This is a genomic window from Flavobacterium arsenatis (assembly GCF_031456785.1).
Classification (GTDB): Bacteria; Bacteroidota; Bacteroidia; order Flavobacteriales; family Flavobacteriaceae; genus Flavobacterium; species Flavobacterium arsenatis.
The window spans coordinates 252,571-273,564 of sequence record NZ_JAVDVI010000004.1; the positions used below are offsets into that span (position 1 = coordinate 252,571).

Consider the following 20,994-nt stretch of genomic DNA (forward strand, 5'->3'; position numbering starts at 1 on the left):
TTCAAACAATGCATCATACCTTTTTGCTTATACTGGGTTTATTATTTGTTGTATTTCTTTTAGTGATGCTGGCACAGCGTATTCGCATTGCCTATCCTATTTTTCTGGTCATTGCAGGATTGGGCATCAGCTTTATACCTGGAGTTCCACAAGTTAGCCTGGAGCCAGAGCTTATCTTCTTGATTTTCCTGCCACCGTTGCTTTATGAAGCGGCTTGGTACACCTCATGGAATGATTTTTGGAAATGGAAACGTCCAATAGCACTGCTGGCCTTTGGTCTGGTTTTCTTAACCTCTACAGTCGTGGCCTATACTGCTACGCTTTTTATACCCGGTATGACCCTAGCGTTAGGTTTCTTGCTTGGTGGAATTATATCTCCGCCAGATGCGGTAGCCGCTGCTACGGTTTTAAAAGGAGAAAAAGTTCCTAAAAGATTAATGACCATTTTAGAAGGAGAAAGCTTGGTAAATGATGCTTCATCGCTAATTGTATTTAAATTTGCTCTGGCAGCTGTATTAACAGGAACATTCTCCATGCAAGATGCAACTGGGCAGTTCTTTTTAGTAGCCGGGATGGGCGTTTTGATAGGTCTTGTTGGAGCCCATATTATGTATGCCATCCATCGCTTTTTACCTACTACACCAGCTATTGATGGAGCTTTAACTGTAATGACACCCTACATACTTTTTCTTGCTGCAGAGCAATTTCATTATTCTGGTGTAATGGCTGTTGTAAGCGGAGGTTTGTTTATGTCATTCAGGTCTCACGAAATATTTAAGACAGGTAGTACCCGCTTAAATATGTTGGGCGTTTGGACCACAATGATTTTTGCAATGAATGCTTTGGTATTTATTTTAATAGGATTGGAACTTCCAGAAATCATTAACGGTTTAGGCGAATATTCTATTTTTGATGGTATCAAATATGGTGTTTATATCAGTGCAACTACTATTTTGCTACGTTTTCTATGGGTATATCCAATTGCTCATATCCCTCGCTGGCTGAGTGCAAAAGCCAGACAAGATCCTTCGCCCGGATGGAAGGGCCCATTGGTAATCAGTTGGGCCGGAATGCGTGGGGTAGTATCATTGGCAACTGCTCTTTCTATTCCGATGCTAATGACAGATGGCACAGCGTTTCCTCAACGAAACCTTATTGTTTTTATCACTTTCGTAGTGATATTTATAACATTGGTTTTGCAAGGTTTAAGTTTACCTTTTGTACTCAAATTCATTAAACTGGAAGAAATAGATAAGGTAATTTCTGATGATGAACAGCAGGCGGGCATAAAGTTGAGATTAGATACATTGGCATTAAAAATTTTGAATGAAAAGTATAAATCAGATATACAAACCAACGAACTAATCAGTTTCTTTCAATCAAATCTGGAGAGGGATGTTAGCAATACGCAACAGAAATTAAATTCTTTAGCACAAGATGAAAATAGCAAAGAGGAAGTAAAAACTTACCATGCTGTACTAACAGAAATTTATGATTTACAAAGGAAAGAACTGTTTAAAATGCGAAGAGAGAAATACTTTAGCGATGAAGAAATAAGAAAAGCAGAAACACAATTAGACCTTGAAGACCTAAAAATAAGCGGTACGCATCATTAATCAATTCAAATGAATACATCAAGCCATTACAAATTACACCATTTCATTCCCTGGACAAGGGTCAAGATTTACAAAATGCTCGTTCTAAGCATTGTTCCAACTGCATTATTCTATTTTTTAGATATAAAATGGCTGGCAATTCCGTGGGTTCCGGTGGCGTTGTTGGGTACGGCAACCGCTTTCATTTCGGGGTTTAAAAATACACAAACCTACAATCGCAGTTGGGAAGCCCGACAAATTTATGGCGCTATCATCAACAGCAGTAGGACTTTCGGAATAATGGTAAAAGATTTTATCCGTTCGGAAGATAAAACGCTCGAAAATCAACTTCATCAGCAAATTATTTACCGTCATTTTGCTTGGCTTACGGCTTTGCGATTTCAACTTCGGGAAACAAAAAGTTGGGAAAATGTAAAAACCAAAAGCTACAATCGTGAGTATCTCAACTATTACAAAGTGCCAGAATGGGAAAGCAGTTTGGATGAAGAATTGAAGATGTTTTTGAACGAAGAAGAACGCCAATATATTTTATCGACCAAAAACAGAGCTACCCAAATCGTTGCCCAACAATCATCAGTATTCAAAAAATTGAATGAAACAGGCGTGATTAGTGATTACAATTATGTAGCCTTAGAAAACCAATTAAAAGATTTGTATGACCAGCAAGGCAAGTGCGAACGCATCAAAAATTTCCCTTATCCACGTCAGTTTTCGAGCATCAATCTGTATTTTACAAATGCTCTATGTCTGTTATTACCGCTCGGATTTATAGGCGAATTCTCAAAAATGACCGAAAAATTTGGCGAAAACATCATTTGGCTTGTCATACCTTTCAGTGTACTGTTGGGTTGGGTATTTTTAGTTTTAGAACAAATTGGCGAAAGCACCGAAAATCCTTTTGAAGGAAGCGCCAACGATATTCCGATTACACAAATCAGCAGAAATATAGAAATAGATTTAAAGGAAATGCTGGGCGAAAAAGATTTACCACCGGCAATTGCACCACAGAATAATATTTTAATGTAATAGCCACAGATGCACAGATGTTTTTGAAATCTTCATCTGTGCATCTGTGGCATAAAATGTTGTATCAGAAATTTAAAACAAAGAAATCAGCAGAGGGACAATAATAAAAAAATCTGTGCATCTGTGGCAAAAAAAATTGAAAAATGGAATTCCTACTAAAAGAAGAAACTTATAAAATTATAGGCATTTGTATGGAGGTGCATAACACCCTCGGTGCAGGATTTTTAGAAATTGTCTACAAAGATGCTTTAGAACTTGAGTTTAGCCGAGCTGGAATATTTTATGAAAGAGAAAAGCAATATGAAGTAAATTACAAAGGCATAATTCTTCCCCATAAATTTTACGCTGATTTTGTAGTTTTTGATGAAGTTATTTTAGAAGTTAAAGGAACAAAAGATATTGCAAATGAGCACATTGCACAAACTATAAATTATTTAAAAGTTTCACAAAACAAAGTTGCACTTATAGTGAACTTTGGGGAATTAAAATTGAATTATAAAAGATTGATTTTGTAGAATATGCCACAGATGCACAGATGAAATACATCTTAGTGTGTTATTGAGCAATGTAAATAAGAAAAAAAACTACAGATGCACAGATAAGAATTTATAGATCATTAAAACAAAAAATCTGTGCATCTGTGGCAATTAAAAAACTAAAAAAAAACCAACTATTATGAGCTTACAAACAGTACAAAAATGGTATCCCAACGCTAAAACAACCGAAGATACCGTAAACAAACTATTAGACGTAATCGAAAACGAATTAGGTCTAAAACCCAACCAACTAATGCACGCCGACAGTATGTGTTGCGATGATGTGAACGCGATCCAATATCCGCCACGAGCTTATGAAATGTTAGGTCCATTTCATATGGGCGGTTTAAATGGCTATCCGTTTGCAGGCGTCACTGGGATGAATGCTTTTGCACACCACGTTCCTGAAGATGGAGCGGTTGTAGTGTTTTATGCACCACACATTGGGATTACAAAAGACGGAACCATTGGCGAAATCCATCGTATTGGACAAAGCGAAAACTCCGCTTGCTGTGGTGCTTTAAAAGGAGCTTTGAGCAAGTTACTGAACAACCAAATTGAACCTGGAAACGTTACCGATCTGGATTATCAAATGAACACCATTGAACAAATCTTTTTGAAACAAGCCGACAGAATAAAATCTGCCGAAAACCAAATATTTGAAGCTACCGAAGTGATGTATGAAGCCATCAACGAACGTATTGAAACATTGGTAAGCAAGACAAATTATCCCTGCAAATATGTACTTCTCATTGGTGCTATTTTCATTAATGGTGATAAGGATATGGGATCTTTTTGTTCTTATAAAAAATTCGAATATATTAACTTGGAAACCGGAGAGCGAAAAAGCTTGATGGAAACTTATTATGCTTAAAAATTAAAAACAATAAAGAGAATTTATAAAATGTAAATTCTCTTTATTGTTTAAACAAGCCTATTCTAATATAAGCTATTCTTGGTACTCAACAACATCTGAAGATTTTATATCTAAGTCTTTCTTTAAATTATTGATAAAATAAGAAGGAGAAATACCAGTTTCTTTTTTAAATACTGTGGTAAATACTTCTCTGGAAGAAAATCCACATATTTCGGCAAGATAACTTATCTTATATTCTCTGTGTTTTGGCTCATCATATAGTAACTCTACTATATACTTTATCCTTAATTTATTGATATAATCGTTAAATGATTCTTCTTTATATTGCCTTATAATCTCCGAAAGAGATTTAGTATTGGTATTCATATAATTAGCCAACCAAGTAAGACTCACTTCATTCTTGATAAATTTTTTAGATTTTTCAAACTTTTCTAATTTTAAAAGTAAAGATTCAACCGTTTTATCTCTAATGTTAAGTGATCTTTGTGTAGGATTGTCATTGTCAATTAAGTTTGTAGCTTCCTCTTCTCTTAATAGCAATGTATTTTTTTTAGCAATAAGCTCTTCTATTACCTTTTTATGTTTTTTTTGCAAAATTCTATTTTGTCTTTTCCATAATAACCAGCCTGCTAATAGCAAGATAAGTATGATACTACCAATTATCAATAATAAATCACCTATTGTTTTGCTAAAACTTTCTTCCTTATCAGAAATTATATGTTCCATAGGCAACTCAATACTTCTTTTCTCTTCTTTATTAATACTGTCTACAAGAGTGGAATATAAACTTAAGTATTGATTTGATAAATTCTTATCCCCAATAGATTCATAAGAATTTGCTAATGTTGCATAAGCAAGATGCCTTTCAAAGGGTGATTTGGATTTTTTTTCTAGGAATAAAACTTCACTAGCATACTTTATTGCTTTTTCTGGTTCCTTTTTTGCATCATAAAACCTGCCAATTGAATTCAATGTATTGAGTTCATCCATTCTAAAGGCTTTTGGCTGTGTCTCTCGATATTTTAATAGTTCAAGTATGTATTGTGATGCCAAATCAAGTCGTTGAGGTTCATGAATTCCTGTATAAAACATTCCTAAACTTTTATTTAAGAGGATAATCATAAAGTGTTTTTTCTCTAACAATTTAATATCACCTTTAATATTTTCAACTGCCTTGAGGCTTTTTTTTAAACAACTCAGGATTGTGTCTTGCGATGCCTGTGTCTTCTCATAATATTCCGCAAGATTATGATAAGATAACGCCATGCAATAATGCTGCAAGTTTTTATCTTCAATCTTTTTACTATTATCAATGGATGACATTATGTCTTTGTGTCCCTGTTGTAAAAATCCTAAGTTCATAAATGTAAGGGCTCTATGCCTATATATTTGTGAAAGAGATTTACTATCCTCAAGCTCAATAGCTATTTTTTCAGCTTTATTACAAAATTTTAGAGATGTTTTATAATTGCTTATATCAAGATAAAGTCTAGCAAGTGATTTCTCACTTTCTAAAATCCCTTGACTATAATTGATTTCTTTCGAATCTTTTTCAGCTTGTAATAGAATATTAACCATTTCATCTGAAATACTAGATTTATCCAATAAATCATTCACCTTTTGTATTTTTTCATCAATCTCAATTTTGTTAGATTGTGCAAAAAGTGTGGACGAAAACAAATAAACTATTATACAAATGGACAATATATTCTTCATGACTATGTTTCTTTTGTGAAAGGAGAGGTTGTTTGTGTATCAAATGTAAACATTATAACATACAAATCTTAAAATTTTCAAAATAAAACTTTTCTGTTTAACAAATTCCGAGATGCATTATATTTTTCGAGTGGAATTATGATTGTAAAATTTTCATTTACTACATCTTAATTATGTTATTTTAAATGTAGTGATTTAAACTTATTTGCCAATTAAAAAGGGTTTGAATCAACAAAAGAAATGAAGATACAGATAGAGATGAGTATTTCGACCAAGAGCTTTATAATGAGAGATATAAAATTGAAAGAACAAATGCTTGGATGGACAGCTTCAGGTCTTTGTTGAATAGATTTGACACAACAGTAGCAAGTTCGATAGGTTTTAATTATCTAGCATTTATCGTAATTGCTCTAAAAAATTTAATACAATAAAAGTTTAAATCACTTCTATTTTAAATTTGGATGGTTGTTCATCTAAAGTCTATTATTTTAATTAATGTAAGGAATATAATTTGTAGTTTATTGATACTATAGCGTTTCTACAAAAGCTATCCATTATCAATTGTCATCGGGAGGGGGTATGGACTGTTAAAAAAAATATTTAAAAACCCCAAATTCTCAAACAAAAACACCCATACTTTTGAAGTATTCCCCTCCCCGACAACAACTTTTAGCAATTTTCCCCAACCCATTTAGGAAACAGTCGCGTTTCCCTCTTCAATTATTTTTGTATTTCCGCATCGGAAATATTCCTAGATCTTAATACTTCTAATTCCGCTTCATACCGCTTTATTAACTGCTGTTGCTCGCTGATATGTTCGAGTAACTCCTCAACGACGTTCTCCGTGCTCAGCAATATTTTGTGTGATTCGGACAATTCAAACTCTGTGAGCTCTGCAACCATCCGTCTGGCAGATGGAGGAAGCTTTTTCTGAAATAGTCTACTATACCACCCCATTGTTAGTGTTCTTTATAATTCAGTAATGATAAATTCACTTCTTCTGTTCTGCTGGTGTTCCTCCTCAGAGCATTGAACACCATCAGCACATTTGTTCACCAGTTGTGACTCTCCGTAACCTTTTCCTGTCAATCTACTAGCTTCTATTCCTTGTTCAATCATCCAGGCAACAGTTGATCTTGCTCTTCGATCCGAAAGACTTTCATTATACTTGAAGGAGGCACGGCTATCTGTATGCGAACGTACATCTACCTTCATTGTTGGGTTTTCTTTCATGACATCAACAATCTTTGCTAAATCAAGTGCAGCATCCTGTCGGATGTTCGATTTATCTAAATCAAAATAAATAATCTTAATCTTGAATACCTTGGCTAGGTCATCCCCAATTTTTACAGGAACAACAGCTTTTTCTAATGCAATTGGCAAGTCTGTTTCGCCTGTTTCTTTACCAATAACCACTGTTTCTTCTACAGTTACATATTCTCTTTTTTCTGCCCTTACATAGTATTTTTTCTTGCATTCTATTATATCAAACGAGTAATATCCTTTTGCATCTGAATAGGTTTCGGCAATTTTGTTCATCTTTTCATCAAGAAGGGTTACTTTTGTATCTGTCAGGATTTCACCTGTTGAAGCATCTGTCACAATTCCTGCCAATAATTGCTCACAAATCAGTTTTCTTAGCTCCTTGAATTTATAAATATCGTCATAGCCCTGTCCTCCTTCCCTGTTGGAAGAAAAGAAACCGTTCTGGGTTTTAGTATCAATCATAAAGGCAAAATCATCCATTGGTCCATTTACTGGAGCTCCTACATTGACAACTTCTTCAAATGAACCAGCATTTATTTTAGACACAAAAACATCCAGTCCTCCTAAACCTTGATGCCCATCAGAAGAAAAATAAAGTTCATTATCATCCGATACAAAAGGAAAGGTTTCCTTCCCTTCGGTATTGATTTTATTTCCTAAATTTTGAGGTGTCCCAAAAGTTCCATCAGCGTTGATGGTTACTTTATATAGATCTGATTGTCCCAAAGAACCTGGCATGTCAGAAGCAAAATATAAAGTCTTCTCATCTGTGCTCAAGGCAGGATGTGCTGTACTGTATTGATCGCTATTGAACGGGAGTTCTGTAACATTCGTAAATTTGCCATCCTTTAATTTTGCTCTATAAAGTTTCAACAATGTTACCCTTTCGTTGTCCTTTCTTTTTTTCCCGTCATTATAGTTATTCCTTGTAAAATACATCGTAGTGCCATCATTGGTAAAAACAGGAGTAGACTCATTATATTTTGAATCAATTTCTGATTGAAAACTTTCTGGCTCCAGTAATTCTCCGTCGCCATTAACTGTTGAGGCATAAAGACTTGTAAAGGCTTGATTGTTCCATTTCTGTATTTTTTTTGTAGTCCCCTTTACTGTTCTTGAGCTTGCAAAAACCAATTGATTTCCATAAAAAGAGGTTCCATAATCAGAATATTCAGAATTGATTCCGGCATTCTCGGCAATATACCTGCCGGAATTTTCTTCAATCACTTTTAAATAATCCTTGTTTTGCTCATAGAGCTTGGCTCTTGAGTCGTTACCACTTTTGGCGTTAAATTGCTCCAACATTTCATTGGCCTTGGCATATTCTCCAACCGATTTTAGAGTTTGGGAATACCTGTAGTAATATTCCGGCTCGACATCCTGAGTCATGGAAAAAAGCTCACCATACCATTTATTGGCCTTGTCAAGCTCAGCATTAAAATAATAGGCATTGCCCAGTTTCTGGAACATTCCTGCATCCTTGTATCCTTTTTCTGCAACACGTTCATAGGTTTTTATGGCATCTATATAAGCATAGTTTTCATAATTTTTATCTGCCTTTTTTATTTTTGCTTTTTGTGAATATGCATTCATTGAAGCAACAATCAATAGGGTCTGGAAAATAACTTTAAGTTTCATAATGGTTGCTTTTTAAAAGAATCGTGGGGAAATAATCCTGTCATAGTTTTTAAACAATTCAAATCTCAAAAAGATCTCGTGTGATCCTGAATTGTAGTTGGCGAGTTTGGTTGTCTCGGCATCATAAGAATAACCTGCTAACAATCCATCGGTAATTTGAAAACCTACCATGGCACTAAGAGCGGCACTCCATCTGTAGGCAACTCCCAAAGTTAATTTTTCATTGAATAAGAAATTGGCTGAAAAATCTGCTTGTAAAGGAGCCTGATCTACTGCCTTGATAAGTATTGAAGGCTTGAATTTTAAATCCGGGTTCAAATCAAATACATATCCTCCTATAAAGTGATAATGCATCTTCTCTTTGGCAACCGAGTTCTTGGCTCCGTCAAAATGTCTGGTTTCTAGAAAATTAGGGACAGATAACCCCACATAAGACCTGTCAGAATACCAGAATACTCCCGCTCCGATATTAGGAGAGAAACGATTATCAATATTGTATTGCAGTTCTGGATCCCCAGGCTGCTGTGTCAATTTTGTATAATCCACATTCAATAGATTGGCAGTTGCTTTCAATCCGAATGCCAATTTGAAATAATCTGAAGTAGGAACTGTATAGGAAACATCTACCGAAATAGTATTTTCATCTGATGGTCCAATCCTGTCGTTTACAAAGGAAGCCCCTATACCCAAATCACTGTTGGCTATGGGTGTGTGAAAAGAAACGGTATTGGTTACCGGTGCTCCATCAAGTCCTACCCATTGTGTCCTGTGCATCCCAAATATACTCAATACTTCCCTTGAACCTGCATAGGCTGGATTAAAGTTGACTGGATTGTACATATATTGTGTAAACTGCGAGTCTTGCTGGGCATAGCCTGTTTCACTTGCAAGCCATAACAACGAGAAGCAAAAAAAGGATTTCCCTATTGTTTTGATTTTCATTTTTCTTTTTTTTTAATTAGTTTGCATTCAGATATAAATAGCCAGCCTGTTTCTTGGTGTAGGGCTGTTCTACATCTGTAACTTCATAGGTAAGGATATAGAAATAAGTTCCTGTTGGCAATGTCTTGCTTCCATCAATGGTTGTTCTTCCATTAGAATAGCCATTAAAAACGTTTCCATTGGAGTCATAATTTTTAGTATCAAAAACCTTAACCCCCCAACGATTATAAACTTCTACGGTATTGTTTGGGTAGTTGTTGATACATTCTATGAAGAAATAATCATTAAGTCCATCAGCTGTCTTGGGTGTAACGGCATTGTATATCTTAACACAAGGTGTATCGAGTGTTTTTACTCTAGCTAATGTAAAAACGCCATAACCTGTTACTTCTACCGAAGTGGTAACCGTCTTGTTATTCACATCGGCAATCCCACCTTCGTCCACCCACATATTCAAGGCTTCATCCCATCTCACGATATGGATATCGCTTTCCGGAGAAGCAATTACATTGGCTGGCGTGGTAGCCAATTCGTCCCAACTTAAGGTCAGTAAGATGTCGGATGTTCCACCTTCTTTGGTAAGTGTCCAATATTCTTGATTGTTGATTAGTTCTATCTCTGGCTGCTTGCTTGAATGAGGATACAACGGATTTGAATTCTCAAAGAAATATTTCCCAGTAAAAGTAGAGGCCACATCTGTTGGAGCAGAAATTCTAGCATATCGATACAAATTCTTGTCTCCTATTGGATATTGGAAATCTGTACTTCCATTCTTGATTACCTCCCCATCCACATGGCTTCCGTTCCATGTGCTGGTATGGGTACCTTCCTGTTCAAATGAAATGGTTCCTCCAAAATCGTCGTTATTGACAATACCTTGATTGAATTCTGAATTTCCTGCAACACTTATTGCTCCAGAAAGCTCAAATGCAGGTTGCACTGACTGATTATAAAAAAGCACATCCATAAGTTCACTTGGCATTGATCCACTAATTTTTTGAACGTTAGTGCCTTGAAAACGCGTATAACCATCCGACATAATAGGTCCTGGTGTATAGGTCACAAGCCCATCATTGTTAAAATTGGCATAGACATAAAACTCTCCATCGTTGACAAAGTCTCCCGTGGGTGTATTGTCAAAATCTGAAACCGTGCTCAATATCGTACCTGGCATTACAACCATAGTGCCGTTATTCACTGTTTGGGCATTTGCCATCTGGCCAACCAAAAGGATTCCCAAGAAACCAACTCTATAATACATTTTTTTCATATCTTTTGTTTTAATAGTAAAGGAGGATGACATAGCTTCTGAATTTAAAAGATTTACAGGGACAGCTATCCCATACTTGCAGTATTAAACCCTTCCAATATGTCATCATCTCCTTGATGCCTAGTATTTTAAATACCCCTAGATAAAATACAGTAACAAAGAACGGGCGTCCTTTTTTCGCTTACTTTCGGCATATAAACTTGTTTATAACTTTACCGTAACTATTAGCCCTTGCTTTAATACTTATCTATTAGTTGTTAAGATTTTTTATCTGTTATTTGAATAATTTATAAATTTTAAACTATTGAAGAAATATCATTTTCTTATTATTAGCTCAATCTCTAACTCTTATCTCTCTATTGCTCAACAATAGTCAACACATTATACCCTCCACTAACATCAAATGTTCTCATATCTGTACCGAAGGAAACACTGCACCAAGAAAAAGGTCTTAATTTATCACCTTGATTCAAGTAAACACTCACTGTACATTGTGCACCTACCTTTACTGTACCACCACCAGAATCTGATGGATACCCATTGTTAGTTTTTACTCTTTGTATAATTTGATTTGCTGGGTTTCTTACTTCCCAAATAGCTTCTACCTGGTTATTAGCACCTGTATTAACATTATTATCTGCCAATGCAAAGGTAAAAGTGGCAAAATAAACGCCAGTTCTTGGCGCAATAAACTCACCAGTTGCTGGGTCAAAATTATTTGTTGGTGTACCTGAATCTGAATCTAACTTTTCTGTCCAATTGGTTAAATAAGCCGATGACCGAGGTGGCATTCCGTTATAATTGCCTGTTGCTACGCCTCCTGGTTCAAATACAACCGTATTTTGGGTCGTTTTTTCTGCCATAACTACAATACGTGGTTTTCCAAAAGGGAAAAAACCAATCCAATCAGTACCATCAGAAAACTCTAAATAGCCATTAACCCCTATAGCAGGGCTTGGGTTGTAACGCAATGCACCTGCACCTGCCTGTACTGCTGTTTGATTGGTCATGCCAATTGCAAATGAGCCATTGGCACCACCACTACGCAAATCTAAAGCTACTTTAGGGTTTGCAACCAAAACACCCAATTGGCCTGTATTGCTTATAATTACATTACCTGCATTAGTTACGATATCCATACTGTTAGTAGGATTTAGTGTGCCAACACCCGTTTGTGCTACAGCTTGCGTTATCGAAAAAACTCCGACTATAAAAACGCTTGCTAACAGTTGTACTTTATTTGTTATTGTGTTCATCTTTATACGTTTTTTATAGTTCTGAAATACTGATACTGTTGTCTGTACCATTATTGATAGTACTGATAGCTCGATTTCCTCCTAAATTATGCCATATCCTAAATCGAATGGTGTTACCCGCTTTCAGATTGAAAATAGCACTGCAGTTTCCTGCAACCCTATTGGCAGTTGTACCCGACTGAAATGCTGGGTAAGAATTCACGCTCTTAAAGGTTTGTATATTATCTGTAGCTGTATTACTTTCAATAATGGTTTCAAAACGAGTATTGTTAGGAATCGTATTTGAGTCAATGGTAACACTGAACGAAACAACATAAAACCCATCACGTGGAGCTGTAAAAATCCCAGTACCGTGATTAAAATGACCTCCACTATCTGTTACCCCTAACCAAGAAGTAACGTACTGTGTGGTACTGTTTTGACTGATAGACTGTGCAACACTTTTATTTGCCAAAACAAGTGCTTTTGGCGGAGCAGATAATGGTAATGGAATCCAATTTTCACCATCTGAATAATGCAATAAACCAGTTGCTGTAAAATAGCGTATTGCACCTGCACCTGCAGCAACAGCGGTTTGTGTATTGGGTCCTACACCAATAATGCCTCTATTAGTTGCAGAACGTAAGTCAACTTTGGTAACTGGGTTTACAACCCCAACACCCAGTTGCCCTGATGTGGTAACCATAACATCGTTTGCTGCCTGAGCTACCGTTGGGGCACCCACAGGGTTATTATCTTTAGCTCCATCAATACGTAGTGCTCCTTGTGGGTTGAGTGTTCCTACACCTGTTTGAGAAAATCCCTGTTGGAAAGGAAACAGCGCCAAAAGGCAAATAAAAATATATATACTTATTCTATACATAACTACTCCTTATTAATGTTCTATAATTGTTAAATTGTTAAACCCTGCAGATTCATTTGCCGGATCGGCCGCATTGGTAGTAACCCTAAGATTGATTGATGCGTTAGCATTACTAATGTTTTGAAACAGTCTTGGCACCACTATATCACCTGCAGTTAATGTAAGTGTAATAATAGCTGAACCACCAGCTTGTGATTCTCTTGTAAGATTGGCATCATTTGATGTTCCTGTCATTGATTGTCCAAATGTTTTATAACTACGAGCCAATACGGTTGGTGTGTTATTTGTTCTATAAAACTGAACCTCTACATGACTCATATCTTTAAGTACATGATTGACAAAATTAAATGTCATCAAAAACGTATAAGTCCCGTTACGAGGTGCTGTAAACTCTCCTGATAAGGGTGTAAAACTGTTAGACATATCGCGTACTTCTTGCCAATTGGCAACAACGGCAGGTGTAGCTGCATTATATGCAATAGTTTGGGTAGTGATTTTACGAGCTACTACAACGGCTTTTTGCGGAGCTAAGTAAACTTTGTTCCATGCTACTCCATCAGACACTTCAATTTTGGGCCCTACAGGAACGTCAGAAACATTATAACGCACTGCACCTGCTTCTGCGGCAACGGCAGTAATAGTGGTGGTAGTACTCCCTAAACCTATTGCATTTTGGCCGCCTGACGAACGCATATCAAGAGGTACTACTGGTGCAAGAACGCCAACTCCCATAAAGCCTGTTGTAGCATTTATAATAACATCATTGGCTACTTGTGTAGCATTTGGTGCTCCTGTAGCAGGATTGTCTTTTGCTCCATCAATGTGCAAAGCTCCTTGCGGATTTCTAGTACCCACACCCGTTTGAGCATAACCTTTCAAACAAGAAGTTGCTACAAGAACCGATATCATTAATAATTTAAATTTCATTTCAATTGTTTTTTAATATAAATAAATCGAAGAACACTTCTTTGATTATTCTTTTATAACCCTAACCGTTTGGGTCTGCATATCATCTAAAGTAGCAATTGCTATATACATTCCTGTTTGTAGGTCTGATAGATCAACACTAAAACTTTTGTCTTTTATTGATAATTTGCTTATCAATAATTGTCCGCTGACGCTGTAAATCTGTAAGGACTCGATATTTTCTTCAGAAGAAATAGTAAACACATCCTTTACAGGATTTGGATACATCGAAACTTGAAGTTTTGATTTTTTAACCTCTTTTAAGGATAGAAGAGATTCGTCTAATCTCACTACCCACCCGGCTGCAAAAAACACAGGTGCCGCATTGTCAAATCCACAGATAAATGTTCCGTCAGGCGATACTCCCAAAGCTGTACCTAGTTTTCCATCAGAAGTTGTTACATCTACTTCTTGTGTTGCTAAAAAGTCTGTAAGTAAAACAGGATTTTCTCCTATAGAAGGATGATAAATAATTACATCCCTATCTCCAAGCATTCCACAATACCCCACAGCAACTCCATTATCTGATATTGACACAAAAACAGGATTTATTTGACCCACAGGAGCATCAAAAGCTTGGTATTCCTGAGTACTTGTATTATAAATGAAAGCCTTGCTACCCTTGTAGCCTACAACCTGTCCTGCATTATTTACATCATTTGCCTCTCCATATTCTGGTACATCAAAATCGATATAATGCATAGCACCGCCGGCATCAAAATAAGCCGGGACACGAAAGGTTCCTGTATTGAAGATATCCTCTCTATCTACCCATCCGGCTACTACACCATTATCATTTACTGCTGATCCACGACCATTATTCCATAATCCATCTCCAATTAACTTTGTTAAGGTGTTGGTATCTGTATTGTAGATAAAAGGATAGCTACTTCCTGGACCATCAGAGGTCATTTGCCCAGCTACATAGGTGCTGTTTTCTGAAATATGATAGGCATTACCAAACCAACTGTTTCCTGGCACGTCTCCCGGAAAATAACCAATAGCTGTCCAAACACCATTTTTTTTGTAGGCCCCTTGGTCTAGGTTTGAACCATCACCAGCCACAAAAAGCATTTTTCCTGCTACATTTTCTGCGTTATTCAATCGGTTGGTACCAGTAGATTCAGCTTCTGCAGGACTACTTGTATTTGTACTATAACTATAATATGCTCCCGGATGAACCGCATTACCATTGTCGTTAATATCATACAAACGAGATCCAAAACCATCAAGCAATAAGAAATCTGTTTGTGCTATCAAGTCTAAACTGTTTAGAAGCAAACCAGCTGAAATAAAGAAGTATAATTTTTTCATAATACAAATAAGTTAAAAGTTAGTAAATAGATTATTTATTATAGTTAGACAATGAGCAACACTAAATAATTCACTACCCATCGCCTATTATTGTTCATTTACTTTTTCTTAATCAATGACACTATCCACAATAGTACAATGGCTCCACCTGCAGCGACTAACAATTGACCAATTAGGCCTCCGAAATGTATTCCCAGTATGCCTGCAAGCCAGCCTCCAGCTATACCACCCAAAATACCTACTACAATATTACCTAGCAACCCAAAACCACTACCTTTAAACAATTGCCCAGCAAGCCAACCTGCTGCTGCACCAATTAATAAAAACCAGATAAATTCCATATTATTTATTTTTTAATAGTTATTCTATTCTTTTTTGTTTCCTCTCTTTTTGTGAGTTCCCTCCTTCCTCGGGAGGACAAACGTGTGGCATTCCTTTGCGTGGGTTCCCTCCTTCGTCGGGATGACAAGTTTGCGGTTTGTCTTTCCGGTTAGTTTGTCATTTCCACCCTTTTTGTCATGCTGACGAAGGAAGCATCCCACTCGTTGCTCTTTCCTGTTTCGTCCTGCTTGTGGGTTCCCTCGTTCCTCGGGATGACAAACTGGACGTGGAATGACAGACGTGCGTCTTTCCGTTTGGTTTGTCATGCTGACGGAGGAAGCATCGCACTCGTTGCCTGAGTTCCCTCCTTCCTCTGGAGGACAACCGGTTTTTCTAAACAAAAAGGTGGTCTAAGAACTCAAAGGTTGGGTTAAACTCTTTTATCAAATCGAGTTTTTTCTCTCTTCTCCATCCTTTTATTTCTTTTTCCCTAGCAATTGCTTGTTGTACCCATGTGAATTTTTGGTAATAAATTAAAAACTCTGCATTGTATCGTGAAGCAAATGTTTTAGTACCATTTTGAACGTTCTCTCTATGTTGCTTTAACCTTACCTTTAAATTGTTGGTCATTCCTGTGTAGAGTACTGACCTGTGTTTATTGGTAATGATGTAAACATAGTAAGTATGGTAACCTTCCATATATTCAATCATCTTTACTCTTTGTGTGAGTTTCCTCCCTTTTGTCATTCGGGTTCCTCCTTCGTCGGGATGACAAGTTTGTGGAAACTTTTTGTGTGAGTTCCCTCCTTTGTCGGGATGACAAGTTTGTGGAAACTCTTTGCGTTTAGTTTGTCATGCTGACGGAGGAAGCATCCCACTCGTTGCTCTTTCCTGTTTCGTCCTGCTTGTGAGTTCCCTCGTTCCTCGGGATGACAAACTGGACGTGGAATGACAGACGTGCGTCTTTCCGTTTGGTTTGTCATGCTGACGGAGGAAGCATCCCACTCGTTGCTCTTTCCTGTTTCGTCCTGCTTGTGAGTTCCCTCGTTCCTCGGGATGACAGACGTGCGTCTTACTTTTTCTCTAACATCAATTTTTCTAAACGCTCCAAACGTGTTTTCATATCCTGAATTTCGGTTTGTTGTTTTTCGATTAGATTTTGTTGTTCGATAGTATATAAATACAACTCTTCTACCTTTTCCAGCAACTGAACCGAAAGCTCAGTAGTGTTGATGATATAATCGCCGTTTTCGTTTTTTGTTAGGTTATCAATTTTGGCGATACCCGGCAAATGACGGTTTTGGTTGATAAACTTTTCTACTTCTGCCAATGTTTTGAAACTGTAGTCTTCTTTTAATTTTGAACTTCCTTCAAAATAATCTTCAAACACATAATCAGCATACACACCTGTAGCGGTATAGAATGCTCCTGTTGTAGAAACATCGCCTGCTACGTGAAATTTTGGATTAATAGTGCTTCCGCCCGATGTAAAGTTTGGGATGCTATTTGCCCCTACCACTACATCTCCATCGCCTAAAACCACCATTGCATTGTTTTGGGCAGCAGCAGATGTTCCATTACCCACAATAAACAATGAGTTATCTACAGCTGTATTGTATTTTCCTAATACTGCGGCATTTGGCATAGCGGTAGTTATGGTATTACCTGTACCTGCTACCAAGGTATTGCTGGCGTTTACGGTATTATTATTTCCTGTCATTAAAAAATGATGACTGCTAGTTGTACTCGTATTGTATCTACCACCCACTATTATACCTACTGGGGCATCAGTGCCAGACAAATTGTTATTGGATCCAAGAACCATATTACCTCGTCCACCAATAGCAGTATAATTCATAGTATTATTCATACCCGATACAATTGAGGCTTGAAAAAAATTGCCGAGATTATTTTGGGAACCACTTACCATTGAGGCAACGGAAGCAGTACCTATAATATTTTGAAGACCTGTTGTAAACCCATTATTAGAGCTTACTTCATTGCCATTACCAAATACAGCAGCAAGGTTTGCGTTACCGCCACTTACTGCTAATTTATGCCCTGTACCCCAAATTAAGCTACCAATTGGTAGTGTAGCACCAAAGGTGTGTGATGCAATTGCATTACTACCACCAATAAAACTACCTTCTTGGGTAAAAATACCTCTTGTGATGCCGTTTACGCCAACAACAAAGTTATTGGCATCTGCTGTACCCACATAGTTGGTGGTACCTACAGCCGTACCTACTGTACCGATTGCGGCTGGGGTTGTTCCCGTGTTTCCTGTAATGTGCCAATCGGTAGCTTCTGTATATGAAGTTAACAACCTTACCCATTTGCTGTTTGCTGGGGTAACGGTATCATCATTCCAGTAGTAGTAACCTGGTGTAACGTCGTTTGGTGCTGTACCCGCTGTTGCCGTATTAAAAACCGTTAATGCATGAGCTGGTGCCGCAATAGTAGTAGCATCGGTAAGGCTAGTTAAAGCAATACGAGGTAACAGAGCACCTTTGTTGGTGCTTTCTATCTCCAACTCAGCACTTGGTGTAATGGTTGTAGGGTTATTGCCTATCTTAACTTGTGCAGTTGCTACTGAGGCTGCTCCGAAAGCGAATCCCAATAAGGCAAATTTTAAAATTTTTGATGTTTTCATAACTTATGTCTTAATTACTTTTATCGTAAAAATGGTGTTACTCTTAATATTCTTTTTTCAAGAAATCAAATCCAGAATGCCCTTTGCCAAACAGGCATCATTAGGGCATTCTAATTTGATTGTTTATTTAATTACGTTTATTCAACATATTCTACAATCATATGATAGTTTCCTGCAGGGTGTAATACTGTTAATGAACCTGGTGTTCCTAATATCAAATCTCCTGTTGCTGCATTGTAACTAATAATATCAGTGCTTATTGAATTGGTAGTTGCATTGATGAATCTAATTTCAAGCAATTTAGCACCTGCCGGTACAAATCCTGATAGGTTTACTATGTTAGTGTTTGAAGCTAATGTAACTGTTCCAACTCTTTCATAAACCGTTTCTCCAGCTATCCATTTCTTAAGTGTATTTTGAGCATCTGTTGCGCTATACACTGGATATACTTTTCTTACTGTTCCATCTGCTTCTACTGTCATAATACCATCTACGTTATCAAGATCTCCATCTGTTAATTCTACTAAATCAGACACAATAAAGTCAGTTCCACCGGTTGCAATCTCTAAAGTGTTTCCTGCTTGCGTGATAGTTGTAGCTTCTATTAAAGCACCACCAAGATGAACATCACCTGCATCAATATGTAAACCGTTGTCTGCAGTTACTGCTGCTGCTTCTGGTACAAATAACCCGTTTGTATTATATACTAATGCATTGCCTGCAGTAGTTGAAATTAAAGGTACTGCTACAGCTGCACCAGCATCTTCTATCTCTAAATTTAGTGTAGCGTTTGTAGCTGCAGTGCTTGTTAGAGTGAATGTTTCAATTACTTGGTCATCGGTGTCTGGTAAAGTCACTGTATTTCCGTTAGATATAGTCAATTGATCACCTACTATAGAAAGCGTTTGCTCATCGGTATTGGTTGCTGGATCACCTGCTGGTCCTTGTGGTCCAACCTCTCCTTGGATTCCTTGTGGTCCAACTTCGCCTTGAATACCTTGTGGTCCAACCTCTCCTTGAATACCTTGTGGTCCAACTTCTCCTTGGATTCCTTGTGGTCCTTGTGCTCCGTCTTGTCCGTCAACTCCGTCTATACCTGCTGGTCCTTGTGGTCCAACCTCTCCTTGGATTCCTTGTGGTCCAACTTCTCCTTGGATTCCTTGTGGTCCAACCTCTCCTTGGATTCCTTGTGGTCCTTGTGCTCCGTCTTGTCCGTCCAAACCTGCCGGTCCTTGCGGTCCAACCTCTCCTTGGATTCCTTGTGGGCCTTGTGCTCCGTCTTGTCCGTCAACTCCATCTATACCTGCCGGTCCTTGTGGTCCAACTTCGCCTTGGATTCCTTGTGGTCCTTGTGCTCCGTCTTGTCCGTCTAAACCTGCTGGTCCTTGCGGTCCAACTTCGCCTTGGATACCTTGTGGTCCTTGTGCTCCGTCTTGTCCGTCAACTCCATCTTGTCCGTCTATACCTGCTGGTCCTTGTGGTCCAACTTCACCTTGGATTCCTTGCGGTCCTTGTGCTCCGTCTTGTCCGTCCAAACCTGCCGGTCCTTGTGGTCCAACTTCGCCTTGGATACCTTGCGGTCCTTGTGCTCCGTCTTGCCCATCTACTCCTGCCGGTCCTTGCGGTCCAACCTCGCCTTGGATTCCTTGTGGTCCTTGTGCTCCGTCTTGTCCATCTTGTCCATCTATACCTGCTGGTCCTTGTGGTCCAACTTCACCTTGGATTCCTTGTGGTCCTTGTGCTCCGTCTTGTCCGTCCAAACCTGCTGGTCCTTGTGGTCCAACCTCGCCTTGGATACCTTGTGGTCCTTGTGCTCCGTCTTGTCCGTCAACTCCATCTATACCTGCCGGTCCTTGCGGTCCAACCTCGCCTTGGATACCTTGTGGTCCTTGTGCTCCGTCTTGTCCATCTACTCCATCTATACCTGCCGGTCCTTGCGGTCCAACCTCGCCTTGGATACCTTGTGGCCCTTGTGCTCCGTCTTGTCCATCTATACCTGCCGGTCCTTGTGGTCCAACTTCACCTTGGATTCCTTGTGGTCCAACCTCGCCTTGGATACCTTGTGGCCCTTGTGCTCCGTCTTGTCCGTCAACTCCATCTATACCTGCCGGTCCTTGTGGTCCAACCTCGCCTTGGATACCTTGTGGTCCTTGTGCTCCGTCTTGTCCGTCAACTCCATCTATACCTGCCGGTCCTTGTGGTCCAACCTCGCCTTGGATACCTTGTGGCCCTTGTGCTCCGTCTTGTCCATCTACTCCATCTATACCTGCTGGTCCTTGTGGTCCAACTTCGCCTTGGATTCCTTGTGGTCCTTGTGCTCCGTCTTGTCCGTCAACTCCATCTATACCTGCCGGTCCTTGTGGTCCAACTTCACCTTGGATACCTTGTGGCCCTTGTGCTCCGTCTTGTCCGTCCAAACCTGCCGGTCCTTGCGGTCCAACTTCACCTTGGATACCTTGTGGTCCTTGTGCTCCGTCTTGTCCGTCAACTCCATCTATACCTGCCGGTCCTTGTGGTCCAACTTCACCTTGGATTCCTTGTGGTCCTTGTGCTCCGTCTTGTCCGTCTAGACCTGCTGGTCCTTGTGGTCCAACTTCACCTTGGATTCCTTGTGGGCCTTGTGCTCCGTCTTGTCCATCTACTCCATCTATACCTGCCGGTCCTTGTGGTCCAACTTCACCTTGGATACCTTGTGGCCCTTGTGCTCCGTCTTGTCCGTCCAAACCTGCCGGTCC

General features: G+C 38.5%; 16 protein-coding genes and 1 pseudogene. 5 read left to right on the forward strand and 12 right to left on the reverse strand.

What is annotated here, in order from left to right:
* Window positions 1–8 precede the first annotated feature (8 nt).
* The 4 genes from J2X31_RS06540 (at window position 9) to J2X31_RS06555 (ending at window position 4,052) form a co-directional block, all read left to right on the forward strand.
* Entirely contained in the window at window positions 9–1,616 is a 1,608-nt protein-coding gene (locus J2X31_RS06540) for a Na+/H+ antiporter (RefSeq protein ID WP_310025409.1), read from the forward strand.
* 9 nt (window positions 1,617–1,625) lie between these two features.
* Window positions 1,626–2,642, forward strand: coding sequence for a bestrophin family protein (locus J2X31_RS06545; protein WP_310025411.1), 1,017 nt, complete (start codon window positions 1,626–1,628; stop codon window positions 2,640–2,642).
* A 143-nt stretch (window positions 2,643–2,785) separates the two neighbouring features.
* Window positions 2,786–3,157 (forward strand): GxxExxY protein, encoded by a 372-nt coding sequence (locus tag J2X31_RS06550; protein ID WP_310025412.1) that lies wholly within the window; start codon window positions 2,786–2,788, stop codon window positions 3,155–3,157.
* A 160-nt stretch (window positions 3,158–3,317) separates the two neighbouring features.
* Window positions 3,318–4,052 (forward strand): LCIB family protein, encoded by a 735-nt coding sequence (locus tag J2X31_RS06555; RefSeq protein WP_310025413.1) that lies wholly within the window; start codon window positions 3,318–3,320, stop codon window positions 4,050–4,052.
* A 75-nt stretch (window positions 4,053–4,127) separates the two neighbouring features.
* Here J2X31_RS06555 and J2X31_RS06560 read toward each other — a convergent pair whose 3' ends face one another.
* A complete protein-coding gene (locus tag J2X31_RS06560) occupies window positions 4,128–5,771 on the reverse strand; it encodes a helix-turn-helix domain-containing protein (RefSeq protein ID WP_310025415.1) in 1,644 nt (547 codons plus the stop codon).
* Window positions 5,772–5,998: 227 nt separating this feature from the next.
* On the opposite strand from J2X31_RS06560, the pseudogene J2X31_RS06565 reads away from it, so the two are divergent.
* Window positions 5,999–6,202: pseudogene (locus tag J2X31_RS06565) on the forward strand (IS5 family transposase); the annotation flags it as partial.
* 538 nt (window positions 6,203–6,740) lie between these two features.
* Here the strand turns inward: J2X31_RS06565 and J2X31_RS06570 are convergent.
* The 11 genes from J2X31_RS06570 to J2X31_RS06620 form a co-directional block, all read right to left on the reverse strand.
* On the reverse strand, window positions 6,741–8,675 hold the full coding sequence (locus J2X31_RS06570; RefSeq protein ID WP_310025416.1) for an OmpA family protein: 1,935 nt from the start codon (window positions 8,673–8,675) through the stop codon (window positions 6,741–6,743).
* Between the two features lie 12 nt (window positions 8,676–8,687).
* The gene (locus J2X31_RS06575) at window positions 8,688–9,617 is read right to left on the reverse strand and encodes a PorP/SprF family type IX secretion system membrane protein (RefSeq protein ID WP_310025418.1); all 930 of its coding nucleotides are present in this window, start codon (window positions 9,615–9,617) and stop codon (window positions 8,688–8,690) included.
* Window positions 9,618–9,633: 16 nt separating this feature from the next.
* Window positions 9,634–10,887: a T9SS type B sorting domain-containing protein gene (locus J2X31_RS06580; RefSeq protein ID WP_310025420.1), complete on the reverse strand. Its 1,254-nt coding sequence runs from the start codon at window positions 10,885–10,887 to the stop codon at window positions 9,634–9,636.
* Between the two features lie 356 nt (window positions 10,888–11,243).
* Window positions 11,244–12,143 carry a hypothetical protein gene (locus J2X31_RS06585; RefSeq protein WP_310025421.1) on the reverse strand — a complete coding sequence of 300 codons (900 nt, stop codon included), beginning with the start codon at window positions 12,141–12,143 and terminating at the stop codon, window positions 11,244–11,246.
* Window positions 12,144–12,156: 13 nt separating this feature from the next.
* Window positions 12,157–13,005, reverse strand: coding sequence for a hypothetical protein (locus tag J2X31_RS06590; RefSeq protein ID WP_310025423.1), 849 nt, complete (start codon window positions 13,003–13,005; stop codon window positions 12,157–12,159).
* 12 nt (window positions 13,006–13,017) lie between these two features.
* Entirely contained in the window at window positions 13,018–13,914 is an 897-nt protein-coding gene (locus J2X31_RS06595; RefSeq protein ID WP_310025424.1) for a hypothetical protein, read from the reverse strand.
* 63 nt (window positions 13,915–13,977) lie between these two features.
* Entirely contained in the window at window positions 13,978–15,285 is a 1,308-nt protein-coding gene (locus J2X31_RS06600; protein WP_310025425.1) for a T9SS type A sorting domain-containing protein, read from the reverse strand.
* A 98-nt stretch (window positions 15,286–15,383) separates the two neighbouring features.
* A complete protein-coding gene (locus tag J2X31_RS06605; protein WP_310025427.1) occupies window positions 15,384–15,626 on the reverse strand; it encodes a GlsB/YeaQ/YmgE family stress response membrane protein in 243 nt (80 codons plus the stop codon).
* A gap of 373 nt (window positions 15,627–15,999) precedes the next feature.
* The gene (locus J2X31_RS06610) at window positions 16,000–16,317 is read right to left on the reverse strand and encodes a GIY-YIG nuclease family protein (protein ID WP_310025429.1); all 318 of its coding nucleotides are present in this window, start codon (window positions 16,315–16,317) and stop codon (window positions 16,000–16,002) included.
* A gap of 361 nt (window positions 16,318–16,678) precedes the next feature.
* Window positions 16,679–18,259, reverse strand: a complete 1,581-nt coding sequence (locus tag J2X31_RS06615) for a phage tail-like protein (protein ID WP_310025430.1) — start codon at window positions 18,257–18,259, stop codon at window positions 16,679–16,681.
* Window positions 18,260–18,396: 137 nt separating this feature from the next.
* Window positions 18,397–20,994 (reverse strand): collagen-like domain-containing protein (locus tag J2X31_RS06620; protein WP_310025431.1); only part of this gene is annotated, 2,598 nt, incomplete at its 5' end.